The 12,441-nt window shown below is 71.7% G+C and carries 7 protein-coding genes; all 7 read right to left on the bottom strand.

The window, feature by feature from the left end:
* Positions 1–5: 5 nt before the first annotated feature.
* Positions 6–218 (bottom strand): ferredoxin, encoded by a 213-nt coding sequence (locus M4V62_RS39085; RefSeq protein WP_249591931.1) that lies wholly within the window; start codon positions 216–218, stop codon positions 6–8.
* A 23-nt stretch (positions 219–241) separates the two neighbouring features.
* Positions 242–1,453, bottom strand: coding sequence for a cytochrome P450 (locus tag M4V62_RS39080; RefSeq protein WP_249591930.1), 1,212 nt, complete (start codon positions 1,451–1,453; stop codon positions 242–244).
* 71 nt (positions 1,454–1,524) lie between these two features.
* Complete coding sequence (locus M4V62_RS39075) at positions 1,525–2,697, bottom strand: cytochrome P450 (protein ID WP_249591929.1); 1,173 nt, start codon at positions 2,695–2,697, stop codon at positions 1,525–1,527.
* A 14-nt stretch (positions 2,698–2,711) separates the two neighbouring features.
* The gene (locus tag M4V62_RS39070) at positions 2,712–4,223 is read right to left on the bottom strand and encodes a tryptophan 7-halogenase (RefSeq protein ID WP_249591928.1); all 1,512 of its coding nucleotides are present in this window, start codon (positions 4,221–4,223) and stop codon (positions 2,712–2,714) included.
* A gap of 106 nt (positions 4,224–4,329) precedes the next feature.
* Positions 4,330–5,616 carry a cation:proton antiporter gene (locus tag M4V62_RS39065; protein WP_249591927.1) on the bottom strand — a complete coding sequence of 429 codons (1,287 nt, stop codon included), beginning with the start codon at positions 5,614–5,616 and terminating at the stop codon, positions 4,330–4,332.
* Positions 5,617–5,844 (bottom strand): MbtH family protein, encoded by a 228-nt coding sequence (locus M4V62_RS39060; RefSeq protein ID WP_249591926.1) that lies wholly within the window; start codon positions 5,842–5,844, stop codon positions 5,617–5,619.
* Between the two features lie 3 nt (positions 5,845–5,847).
* The gene (locus M4V62_RS39055) at positions 5,848–12,423 is read right to left on the bottom strand and encodes an amino acid adenylation domain-containing protein (RefSeq protein WP_249591925.1); all 6,576 of its coding nucleotides are present in this window, start codon (positions 12,421–12,423) and stop codon (positions 5,848–5,850) included.
* Between the last annotated feature and the right edge of the window lie 18 nt (positions 12,424–12,441).

Here is a 12,441-nt window from a genome sequence, read left to right as displayed (position 1 = left end):
CGGCATCAGTGGTCGGCGGTGTCCCGTTCGTGCAGCGTGATCGCGCCGGACGGGCACCGCGCGGCAGCCAGGCGCACGGCGGCGGCCAGCTCGGGGGCCGGGGCCGGTGCGTTGAGCAGGACCTTGCCGTCCTCGTCCGACTGGTCGAAGACGGCGGGGACCTGGGCCATGCAGAGCCCGGAACCCGCGCAGCGGTGGCGATCGACCCGTAACTCCATCTGCTCCTCCTTGGCCTTCTTATTCACCAGGTGACCGGCAGCCGGTCCACGCCGTGGGCGAGCGCGTGCACGCGGAACGGCACCTCGTCATCGGGCACGGCCAGGCGCAGGCCGGGCAAGCGCCGCAGCAGCGCCGGGTAGGCGATCCGCAGTTCCATCCGGGCCAGTGCCGCGCCCAGGCAGTGGTGGATGCCGTGGCCGAAGGCGACATGGGCCGCGGGCTCGCGTGTGATGTCGAAGCGGTCGGGGTCGGCGAGCAGCGCAGGATCGCGGTTGGCCATCGGCAGCGAGCACAGGACGTGTTCGCCCGCCCTGATGAGCTGCTCCCCGACGGTGACGTCCGCCAGGGCGGTGCGGGGCGTCGGGGCGTGCGGCACCGACAGGTGGCGCAGCAATTCCTCGACCGCGCGGTCCACCGCTCGGGGGTCGTCGCGCACCACGGCGAGCTGGTCGGGGTGGCCGAGCAACAGCAGGGTGCCAAGGCCCAGCATGCCGGAGATGTTGTCGAGGCCCGCGAGCACCAACAGGACGCACACGCCCCGCAGTTCCTTGTCCGTGACCTCGTCGCCGTGGTCGCGGACCAGCATGCCCAGGAAGCCTTCGTCGGGGTCCGTGCGCTGCCGGGCCACCATCGCGGCGACGTACCGCGAGAGCAGTTCCCCGGCCGCCGCACGCCGCTGCCGTCCCCGGCCCGGCGCGAGGAAGGCGTGGCAGCGGCGCAGGAAGTCGACGCGGTCGTCGCGCGGTACGCCGATCAGCTCGCACAGGGCCGCGCCGGGGACCGGCGAGGCGAACGCCGTGATGAGTTCGGCGGGCGGACCCGTGCGTTCCATGGCGTCGAGGTGCTCGGTGACGATGCCGGTGATGCCCGGCTCGATCCTGCGCATCCGGCGCAGGGTGAACTCGGGCGTGAGGATCTGTCGCAGCCGGGTGTGCTCGGGCGGGTCGTAGTCCATGAGCTGCCCGATCAGTTCGTCGGGCCGCGGTCCTTCGCCCCGGCCCGCCGACGAGGGCGGCCCGAAGCGGCGCCGGGTGGAGAACCGCCGGTGGTCGCCGAGCACTTGGCGCACCTCGGCGTGGCCCGTGACCAGCCAGACGGGCACCCCGTCGGTTCCCGGACCCACGTCGATCCGGGTGACGGGCCGCCCCGCGGACAGCCGCCGCAGCTCTTCGGCCGGGCCGAAGCGTTCGCGGCGGGTGTGGACGAGGCCGGCTCCGGCCGTGGATGTCGTCATTGTCATCGCTCCCCTGCCCATCGTTCGCGTGCCCATCGGCCCCTGCCCATCGGCCCCTTGCCCATCGCTCCCTACCAGGTGACCGGCAGCGTCTCCACGCCGTACGGCGCCTGTGTCCGGAAGCGGATCTCCTCCGGTGGCACGGCGGAGCGCAGCTCGGGAAAGCGGCGCAGCACCGCCAGGTAGGCGCTCCTGAGCTCCATCCGCACCAGGGAAGCCCCGATGCAGTAGTGGATGCCGTGGCCGAGCCCCACATGGGCGGTGGCCTCACGGGTGATGTCGAGGACGTCCGGCGGCGCGCCGGGCGGCCGGACGCGGTTGGCGGCCAGCAGTGAACAGGCCACCTGGTCCCCTGCCTTGATCACCTCGCCCGCGAGGCGCACGTCCTCGCGGGCGGTCCTCGGCGATGCCGTCGGGATGATCGACAGGTAGCGGATGAACTCCTCCACCGCCTGGTCGATCAGGTGCGGGCACTGCCTGAGCAGGTTGAGCTGGTCCGGGTTCTCGAGAAGGGCCAGGATGCCGAGGCCCAGCATGCTCGCCATGTTCTCCACGCCGGAGCCCATCACGAACGCGGTGAGGCCGACCAGTTCGTCGTCATCGATGTCGTCGCCGTGCGCGCGCACCAGCCTGCCGAGCAGGTCGTCGCCCGGTGCGCGCCGGTTCCTGGCCACGAGCTGGTCGACGTACGCGAGATAGGCGGCGCCCGCGGTCATCTGGAGCTGCCGGCCGCGGAAGGCGGGCCTGCTGACCTTGAGCAGCCGCGCCAGCTCCGCCCGGTCGTCGCGCGCCACGCCGAACAGCTCGCACATGACGAGGCCGGGCACGGGCCAGGCGACGTGCCGCATGAAGTCGGCGGGCTGCCCCGCCTTCTCCAGGGAGTCCAGGCAGTCCGCGACGACCGCTTCGACGGCGGGCTCGAGGCCGCGCATCCGGCGGACCGTGAACTCGGGTGTCAGCAGCAGCCGGAGCCGGGAGTGGTCGGGCGGATCGTACTGGATGAGGTTGCCCGCCTGGACCGGCCGGGTGCCGCCCGCGGGCGGGGCCGTGCTGAACCGCTCCGCGTCGCCGAGGACCGCGCGCACCTCGTCGTGGCCCGTCACGAGCCAGCCCGTCGACGAGCCTGGTCCCTCGCCGAGTTCGACCTGGGACAGCGGCGCCCGCTCGCTGAGTTCGCTGAGCTCGGGCAGCGGGTCGAGGCGGTCCCTGCGGTTGTGCATGGAGAGGTCTGACGGCCGCGCCATGCGCGGACCTCCTTCTACTCGGCCGGGCTCGGGGCGGAGACGGGCGACTGCCAGAACATGCCGTCCTGCGACGGCACAAGACCCCCGCTGAACAAGGGGGATTCGGCTTCGGCGTCCTCCCCGAGCAGGGCGCGCATCTGGACCTGGCCGCCCTCCTGCATGACTTCGCGCACCACCGAGGACTTGAACAGCGGCACCATGCTTCCGTCGTCGCTGCCGGCCAGTTCGTCGACCGCGGCGGCGAACTCCGCCGAGCCCGACGAGAAGCGTTTGGCGAGGATCTCGGCGTCCGTCAGGACGCGTTCGCCGGAGGAGACGCCGCCGATGAGCTCGACGAACGACTGGAGTTCGGGCCGCTCGGTCCGGGTGACCTTCTTGGCCTGCCAGAAGTAGGAGTCCTCGTCGTGGTGCATCTCGTAGAAGGACAGGAGGAATTCGTAGAAGACGCCGTACTCGCGGCGGTAGCGGGCCTCGAACTCCTTCAACGCCCGTTCCTCGTCGACGCGTTCGGACAGGACGCTGTTGATGGAGCGTGCCGCGAGCAGCGCGCTGTAGGTCGCCAGGTGGACGCCCGACGAGAACACCGGGTCGACGAAGCACGCCGCGTCGCCGATGAGGACGAGGCCGGGGCGGGAGAAGGTCGTCTGGTGGTACGAGTAGTCCTTGCGGACGCGCAGTTGTCCGTACTGGCCTGTGGTGACCCGCTTGGCGTTCGCCAGGTACTCGCCGATCAGGGGGCACTCGTCGACGAGTGCCATGAGCGCCTTCTCGCGGTCGCCCTGGATCTTCTCGGCCATCTCGCGCCGCACCACGGCGCCGACGCTCGTCAGGGTGTCGCTCAGCGGGATGTACCAGAACCAGCCGCTCGGGAACGCGACCGACAGGATGTTGCCCGAGTTGGGTTCCGGCAGCCGCTTGCCGCCTTCGAAGTAGCCGAACAGGGCGAGGCTGCGGAAGAACTCCGAATACTCGCGCTTGCCTCCCACCCGCTGGTGCAGGCGGCTCATGTTGCCCGAGGCGTCCACGACGAACGTGGCGAGCGCCCGGCGCTCCTTGCCGTCGGCGTCGGTGTACGTGACGCCCCGGACCCGCTCGTCGTCGGCGACGACGTCGAGCACCGCGCACCCTTCGCGCACCTCGGCGCCCACCTTGCGGGCGTGCTTGAGCAGGATGTCGTCGAACTTGGACCGCTCCACCTGGTAGGCGAACGACGTCGGCCCGCTCATGCGCGGGGAGACGGAGAAGGAGAAGGTCCAGGGGTCCGGGTTGGCCCCCCACCGGAAGGTGCCGCCGCGCTTGCGCGGGAAGCCCGCCTTGGCCAGTTCGTCTGCGACACCGGTCAGCCTGCACACGCCGTGCACGGTGGACGGCAGCAGCGATTCGCCGATCTGGTGGCGCGGGAAGAACTCCTTCTCCAGGACAAGCACCCGCCTGCCCTGCATGGCCACCAGAGCGGCCAGTGTCGATCCTGCGGGACCTCCGCCGACCACCACCACGTCGAATTCCTCGGAATCCGGCAAGGTCATCCCTCCTCCCCTATTCTCCCGGCCTGGCTGCCGCATTGCGTAAAGCGCGGTACCCGCCCAGGGAGCCCCATTGCTCAATTGAGTCTGAAATCGCCCTGCCCGGGCGTCAAGGTTGTCCATCCGCCAGCGCGGGAACGACCTTCTTCTTCGGATCGTGCGGAGTTTCCCGCTTGTTCCTGCGCGCCGTCAGGGACAACAAAGGACCCGTCATGAAGGTCGTGACCAAGGCCATGAGTACGAGAACGGTGAAAAGCGCGGGTCCGATGATCCCGGCGTCCAACGCGACGTTCAGGACGATCAGTTCCGTGAGCCCGCGGGTGTTCACCAGCACGGCGACGGTCACCGACCGGTGCGTGTCCATGCCGCTGATCCGCGAAGCCGCGTACGCCGGTCCCAGCTTGCCCAGGATGGCGATGGCGAGGATCAACAGGAGCAGGAGACCGCCGTCGCCGTCCAGCGAGCCGATGTTGAAGGACAGGCCCGTCGTCACGAAGAACAGCGGGAGGAGCAGATCGGACGTCTGCTCCATCGGCCGCAGCACATCGGCGTCGGGCACCCCGTCCCTGCGGGGCATCGTGAGGCCGGCGAGCAGACCGCCGAACACGGGGTGCAGTCCGAGCTCGGCGGTCACCCAGGCGCTGCCCAGGGCGAGACCGAGCGCGATCGTGAGCTGGTTGGCAAGCGCCACCCTGGACCGCCGGAGCCACCGTCCGAGCACCGGACGCACCACCAGGAACATGGCCGCCACGAACAGGGAGATCAGGAGCAGCGTCAGCTGCCACGACCGCCCGGTGGCGTGCCCGGTGCCGGCGAGAGCGGCGGCGAGGACCAGCCAGGCCACGACGTCCATGAGCCCGGCGGCGGTGGTGGCCACCGTGCCCTCGGGGCTGCCCGCGAGCCCTCGCTCACGGACGATGGCCGCGAGCACGGGCAGCGCGGTGACGGAGACGGCCACGGCCATGAACAGCCAGAACGCCCTGCCGTCCGCGTGCCCCGGCTGGACCGCGTCGAACGCCCCGTGGAACACCCCCACAGCGCCCACACCCAGGCCTGCGGGAACCAGGAACGCGCACAGCGCCACGGTGGCCGCCGCTCTGCCTCCCTGGCGCAGCTGCCGCCCGTCCATCTCGTACCCCACGACGAACATGAAGATCACGATGGCGATCTGCGAGAGCACCGTCAGGAACGGCAGCACCTCCGGTGGGAAGAGCCGCGAGGTCGGATCTCCCGGCAGCCGGCCCAGGAGCGTCGGGCCAAGGGCGATACCGGCGACGATCTGGCCGATGACCACGGGCTGTCCGCAGCGGCGGGCCAGCGCGCCGAGGAGACGGGAGACGATGACGATGACGGCCACATCACCGATCGCCACCGTCACCAGTGCTTCGGTGTCCACCTAGGGCACCGCCGTCTCGTTCCTGCTCATGTCGGCGACGAGGCTCTTGGGGCGCATGTCCGTCCAGTTCTCCTCGATGTACGCGAGGCATTCCTGCCGGGTTCCCTCGCCGTGCGCGGTGGTCCAGCCCTCAGGTATCTCGGCGAAAGCGGGCCACAGGGAGTGCTGTCCCTCGTCGTTGACGAGGACCAGGAAAGTGCCGTCTTCGTTGTCGAACGGATTGGTCATCGTTCAGTCCTTTTCGGTTGCTGTCCGCTGTTCCGGATTCTTTTCCTTCGCCTTTCCCGTCGTGGCGCCGAGTTTCCGCGCGACGACGGGCGCGATGCGCGTCAAGGCCTCGGCCTTGAGCATGTCGTAATGGCCGACGGGTACTTCGTGCGCTTCGATGGCGCCGCCGATGAAGGGCTGCCAGCGCGCGGTGGCGTCCGGCTCGGGCCGTTCCGCGGTCCCGTCGGCGGCCGCCACGAAGAGCAGCAGGTCGCCGCGGGTGGGGCGGGGCGTGTGGTCCGGCGCGAATCCCGACATGTTGCGCACGACCGTCTCCAGGTTCGACAGGGCCTGCTCGCTCATGCCCGACGAGCGGTAGAGGGCGGCCACGTCGGCGCCCTGCCCCAGCTGCCCTTGCTCTCCCTGCTGCCCTTGCTGCAGCACGCTGTAGCCGTCCGTCGCCTGTCCCTCCTCGCCGCGGAACCGCGACTTCGGGGCGGCGCCGCTGCCGGGATAGGCGTCGAGCAGCGCCAGGAGCGAGACCTCTTCGCCCAGTTCTTCCAGGCGGGCTGCGACGGCTTGAGCGATGGTTCCGCCGACGGACCAGCCCAGGAGCTGATAGGGGCCGACGGGCTGGACCGTGCGGATCTCGTCCGCGTAGTCCGCCGCCATCTCCTCGATGCTGCCCGGCAGTTGCCCGGCCCGCGCGATCCCGCGCGCCTGCACGCCGTACACCGGGAGGTCCTGCGGGAGGTGCGGCAGGAGAGCGGCGTACGTCCAGCTCAGGCCCATGCCGGTGTGCACGCAGAACAGCGGGGGGCGGGTGCCTTCCGGCCGCAGGGGCAGCAGCACTCCCAGGTCACCGCGGTTCCTGCCCAACCGCCGCCCTGTTCCGGTGTCCCGGCTCCGTCGCTGGTCCTCGGGCTGTACGGCGATCAGGCCGGCGCCGGTCCGCTTCGCCCGTTCACCGGTACGGAACATGCGCTCACCCGCAGGGCCGAAGGGGCACGCGACGAACCGTTCACCCGTGCGCCCCGGGCCGCCCGCGTAGCCGCGTGCCAGCGTGGCGCCCGCGACATACAGGTCGCCGGGAACACCCGGCGGCACCGGGCGCAGGCGTTCGTCGAGCACGAGGCCGCGGGTGTTCAGGACCGGGCCGCCGGTCCTGGGTTCCCACGCCTCGGCAGCGTCGGAGTCCGTCCGGTGCTCCAGCCAGGCTCCGCCCGTCTCCGGCGATCCGTAGCCACTCACCAGCGGGATCGAGGGGTGGCGCTCTTGCCATGCGTGCACCTGGTCCACGGCCTGCGGCTCGCCCGTCACGTCCACGACCAGGGCATCGGATGCCGACTCAAGGAGCTCCGGCGTGGTGACCACCAGCGTCCCGCTCTCCCCCGCCGCCAGGTCCTGACCGGGTGTGCCGAGCCGCACGCTCCCTCCCGCGCAGAGCGCCGCGAGCAGCGGCGTCAGGAGCGCCGCGAACGGGGCCCTGGCATCCAGCAACGGAGCCGCGCCCAGAGCCGGGGAGGCATGCATGCGGTACGTCGTGTGGGAGGTGAGCGTGCGGTGTTCCATGACGGCGCCCGCGAGGACGAGCGCCGGGTGCCCCGGGAGGGCTGGGTGTGGTGAACCGGCCTTCGCCGACGCCCTGTTCGTCTCGTCCGGCGCAAGGCCGTCGAGCACCACGACCGGAATCCCGGCACCGTCGGGCACCGACGCGACGGTCTCATCGGAGCAGACCAGGATCTGGCAGGACCCGAGGTCGACGCCCTCCAGAGGCCGCGCGGGATCTTCGGCGACCCAGCAGGCCGCACCGGATTTCAGCACCCCGAGCAGCGCGACGACCAGGGCCTTGCCGGTCGGCTGCGCCACGGCGACGACGCTCCCCGGGCCCGCCCCGTGCTCCACCAGCTGGCGGGCGAGCCGCTCCGCAGCGGCGTCCAACGCCTCGTACGTCAGCTCGTACGTCAGGGTGCCGTGGAGATCCGTCACGGCGACCGCGTCCGGCGTACGTGCCGCCTGCTCGGCAAGGAGTTCCACCACGGTGCGCGCGGGATGCGCCGCCTCCGTGTCGTTCCCGCTCGCCACGAGCCGATGGGCCTCGTCGGCGTCGAGCAGCACGTCGACATCGCTCAGGCGCAGCTCCGGATCCGCCGTCACCTGCTCCAGGACGCGGACGAACCGCTGCGCGAGCGCCTCCGCCGTCGACCGGTCGAACAGCTCGGCCGCGTAACGGAGTTGACCGTCGATGCCGCCCAGGTCGCCGTCGGGTTCGTACCGTTCGGTCAGGCTGAACGACAGGTCCAGCTCGGTGGCTTCGGCGCCGAGGTCCATGCGGGTGGTGCGCAGGCCGGGCAGCTCCCAGGGGTCCCACGGCTCGTCCACCCTGTCGTCGACCTCCAGGAGGACCTGGAAGACCGGGTGGCGTGCGAGCGAGGGCGGCAACTCCAGGGCGTCCACCAGGCGTTCGAACGGCACGTCCCGGTGCTCGCGCGCCTCCTGGTTCGCCGCGAGGACCCGGCCGAGCAGCTCGCTGAACGTGGGGTCGCCGGACGCGTCCGTACGCAGCGCGAGCGCCCCGGCGAAGGGGCCCACCAGCGTTTCGAGGCCGGACTCGTCCCGGCGAGGGATGCGCGTGCCGATGGTGACGTCGGTGCCCGCGCCGAGCCGGGCGAGCAGGATCACCAGGGCCGCCTGCACCACCATGAACGGCGTCGTTCCGTCGCCCTCGGCCAGGTCGGCCAGGTCGGCGAGGCGGCCGTGTGCCTCCGCGTCGAGACGCAGCGGGACGGTCGCGGCCCGGTGCGAGGCGACGGCCGGCCTCGGCCGGTCCGCGGGCAGCTCGATCTCGGCCTCGATGCCCGCCAAGGCGTCCTGCCAGTAGGCGAGTTGGTCGTTGACCAGACTCTCGGGTTCCTGCTCGCCCCGGAGCAGTGTCTGTTCCCAGAGGGCGTAGTCGGCGAACTGGAGGGGCAGCGGGGCCCGTTCGGGCACCCGGCCCTCGCGGCGCGCGCCGTACGCGGTCGCCAGGTCCCGGACCAGGACGTCCAGCGAGGCTTCATCGGCGGCAATCCGGTGGACGACCAGAAGCAGCACGTGCTCGGTGTCCGAGAGACGGAGGAGCGCCTGCGTCCACGGCGTCTGACTGTCGAGGTCGAACGCGTGCCTGGTGCGACCGGCCAGCAGGCCGGCCAGCAGGCCGGGCAGCTCCGCCTCGGTCGTCCGCACCACGGCCGGCTCAGGGCGGGACGCGGCGGCGTCCAGGACGCGCTGGCGCATGGCGCCGCCCCGCGCTCCGTCGAACGTAGTGCGCAGGATCTCGTGCCGGGCGGAGACATCGCCGAGGGCGGCCCGCAGCGCCTCCTGGTCGAGATCGCCGCTGAGCCGCAGCGCCACCGGGATGCGGTCGCATCCCGCCTCGTCGTCGAGCCGGGACATCAGCCAAGTGCGGAACTGCCCTGCTGTGAACGGGACTTCATCGCGGTGCCCGGCCGGTTGCAGCACGGGCCGCGCCTTCGTGGCGAGCAGCCGGGCCACTCCGACCGGTGTCGGCGAGCCGAAGAACTGCCGGATGCCGAGCTCGGCGTCGAACTCCTCGCGGATCCGTCCCGCCAGGCGCATCGCGAGCCCCGAGTCGCCGCCCAGGTCGAAGAAGCTGTCGTCGGGCCCGACGCGCTCCAGGTCGAGCACCTCGGCGAACAGACGGCACAGCGTCTCCTCGGCCGCGGTCTGGGGCTTGCGTCCGGAGACGCGTTCGGCGAAGTCGGGGGCGGGCAGGGCCTTGCGGTCAACCTTGCCGTTGCGGGTCACGGGCAGGGCGCCCAGGGCCAGTACGGCGGCCGGGACCATGTAGTCGGGCAGGGTCCTGGCCACGTCCGCGCGGACGAGCTGGGGGTCGATGGGGTCTGCCCCCTCGGGGACGACGTAGCCGACGAGGCGGCGCTCGCCAGGGCCGTCGTCGCGGGCGATGACGACCGCTTGAGCCACGGAGGGGTGGGCGGCCAGGGCGGCCTCCACCTCGCCCAGCTCCACGCGGAAGCCACGGATCTTGACCTGGGCGTCCGCGCGGCCGACGAAGAGCAGCTCTCCGTCCTCGGTCCAGCGCACCAGATCGCCGGTGCGGTACATCCGCTCGCCGGGCGCGTACGGGCAGGCCACGAACCGGTCCGCCGTCGGACCGGGGCTGTTCCAGTAGCCGTGCGCCAACCCCGCGCCCGCGACGTACAGTTCGCCGGTCACACCCGGCGGCAAAGGCTTGAGGAACGCGTCCAGGACGAAAACCTGCCGGTGCGGCAACGGACGCCCGATCGGCAGCACGGAACCCATCCCGTCGCCCGGCTCCAGTACGTGCCAGGTCGCGCAGAGCGTCGTCTCCGTCGGCCCGTACAAGTGGCGGACCGCCACGTCCGGGCAGGTCTCGCGCACTCGGGCCACCGCTCCAGCGGGGACGGCATCCCCTCCGGTCAGCACTTCGCGCAGTCCCGCGAAGCAGTCGGGCGACTCGTCGGCGAGGACCCGGAACGAACCGGCGGTCAGATGCAGCGCCGTCACACCTGCCTTCACGTGCTCACGCACCTGCTGGGCATCCACCACTCCGGGCTCGGCGATCACCACCCGGCCACCCGCGGCCAACGGGACCCACACCTCGAACAGCGACGCGTCGAAGGCGTGCGGGGCGTGCATCAGGACCGCGTCCGCCGGGCCGACGCCCCAGTCCAGCTCCCCCACCAGCGCCGCGACGCTGCCGTGCGGCACGGCCACGCCCTTGGGCACGCCCGTCGAACCCGACGTGTACATCACGTACGCCACGTCATGCGCCGCCACGGGCACGACCGGCCGGTCGGCTCCGCATGCCTCCAGCGCCGCCCGCGTCTGCGGGTCGTCAAGAACCAGCAGGCGCGCGGCAGTTCGCTCCGGCACCGCGCCCCGGCTCTCCGACGTGCACACCACCACCACCGGAGCCGCGTCCGCCACGACGAACGCCACCCGCTCCTGCGGCCAGCCCACATCCACCGGCACATAGGCGGCACCCGCCCGCCAAATCCCCAGGAGCAACGCCACCAGGTCCGGCGACCGCTCCATCACCACCGCGACACGGTCACCACGCCGCACTCCCACCGCCGCCAGGTACTGGGACCAGCGGCCCGACTCCGCCCACAACTCCCCGTACGACAGCGCCCGTTCACCCTCGACGGCCACCGCACCCGGCGTCGACACCACTCGCCCCGCGATCAGCTCGGGCACCACCTCGCGCGGCGGCGCACCAGCCGTCCCTCGTTCGGCCGCGGCCATCGCCCCGACGCGTCCCACCGTCACCGCGGGCTCGGCGACCACCTGTTCCAGCACGCCCACGAGCGCGTCGAGCGCCGATGCGACGACACCGCGCGCGAACAGGTCAGGCCGGTACTCGAGCTTCAGGTGCATGCGTTCGCCGGGGCCGACCACCAGCGTCAGCGGATAGTGCGCCGCCTCTCGGGTGAACCCCGCCGGCCTGAGCGACAGGCTCTCGCGGTCCGGCGGCGCGGAGTCGGCGGGTGGTTGAGGGAAGCTCTCGTACACCAGGAGCGTGTCGAAGCCCGCTCCCGGGCCCGCGGCCTTCTGGATCTGCGGGAGGCCCAGGTGCTGATGGGCCATCAGTGCCGACTGGCGCTCCTGCAAGGCGCGGAACATGTCCAACACCGACTGTGCACCGTTCAGTTGAACCCGGACCGGCAGCGTGTTGATGAGGAGTCCCACCATCGATTCCACGCCCGGCAGCTCGGGTGGCCGCCCCGCGACCGTCGCGCCGAACACGACGTCCGTGCGCCCGGCGAGCCGCGCCAGGACCAGCGCCCAGGCACCCTGCACCACGGTGTTCACGGTGAGGCCGTTGGCGCGGGCCAGTTCCACCACACGGCGCGTGGCATCTTCCGGAAGGTCTCCGCTCACGTTCTCGGGGAAGACCGGGAGCCGGTCAGGGACGGCCGGTGCCACCAGCGTCGGCTCGTCCGTGCCCGCGAGCTCCGTCTGCCAGGCGGCCTCTGCGGCCTCCCTGTCCTGACGGCCGAGCCACTTCAGGTACGCGCCGTAGGAGGTCGTGCGTCCAAGGCCGGAGGCGTCACCCCCCGCCGCGTAGATCTCGGAGAGTTCGCCGATGAGGATCGGGGCCGACCAGCCGTCCATGAGGATGTGGTGGCTGGTGACGACCAGGCGGTGCCGTTGCTCGCCGACGCGGATCAGGAGCAGGCGCAGCAGGGGCGGCGCCGCCAGGTCGAAGGGCTCCGCACGCTCGCTCTGCGCCAGACGTTCCAGCGCGGCGGGCGTCTCGGGCTCGGCCAGGTCCGACACGTCCTCCGTACGCCAGGGCAGCACCACGTCCCGCGCGATGACCTGCACCATCTGCGCCCCGCTCACCTGCCGGAAGCAGGCGCGCAGTGCGGCGTGCCGGGCGAGGAGCGCCTCCCACGACGCCCGTAACCGGTCCGCGGCCACGGGGCCTTCGATGTCGAGCGCGGACTGCACGGTGTACACGTCCGGACCCTGGTCGTCGAAGGCGGCGTGGAAGAGCAGTCCTTCCTGCAGCGGCGACAGCGGCCACACGTCCTCGACTGTGGATCGGGTCATCACTTCTCTCCTCGGAGC

The sequence above is a fragment of the Streptomyces durmitorensis genome (assembly GCF_023498005.1).
GTDB classification, from domain to species: Bacteria; Actinomycetota; Actinomycetes; order Streptomycetales; family Streptomycetaceae; genus Streptomyces; species Streptomyces durmitorensis.
This window is presented reverse-complemented; position numbering and strand designations above follow the sequence as displayed.